Annotated in this window: 1 protein-coding gene; it reads left to right on the forward strand. The window is 48.4% G+C overall.

The features are described 5' to 3' along the window. Positions 1–545, forward strand: a 545-nt coding sequence (locus ACFINZ_RS12000; protein WP_375701645.1) for a phage tail tape measure protein, incomplete at both ends; no start/stop codon positions are given.

Genomic DNA, 545 nt, shown 5'->3' on the forward strand with positions numbered 1-545 from the left:
GTCTTTAAGCTTAATCAGGCAGGCATTGAAGATCTAGGCGATGCTATCAATCATCTCTCTAATCACATGGCGGCAAAAGCCAGTGAAGTGTCTGATTTTACCAATCGTGCCACCGGTGCGGCAACCATGTTTAAGCTCACCGCGCGCGAAACTGCGGCATTTGGTACGGCGATGATTTCTGCTGGGATTGTTCCAGAGAGTGCCGCGCGTGGTTTTAATGCCATGAGTGCCCGTATTCAGGCAGGAGGCAAGCATATTGAAGATGCTTTTGCCAATATCGGGCTTTCTCGCGAAAAATTCATGCAAGATCTGGACAAAGATGCCACCGGCACCTTGGTACGCTTTTTTGATGTTTTAGCGAAATCCGAACAGGGGATGCGCTCGCTGATTGCCATTGCTGGGCGCGATTTTACTGGTGATTTTGCCAAATTGGTGGGCAATCCCGAATTGTTAGGGCAAGCTTTAGATTATGTGAAAGATCCACAAGTCTTTAAAGGTTCGGTAGAACAAGAAGCAGACAAACAAGCAACCGGTGCCATGCGGCA

Origin of the sequence: Bartonella sp. AA81SXKL, assembly GCF_042196945.1 — a bacterium.
In the GTDB taxonomy this organism is placed as follows: Bacteria; Pseudomonadota; Alphaproteobacteria; order Rhizobiales; family Rhizobiaceae; genus Bartonella.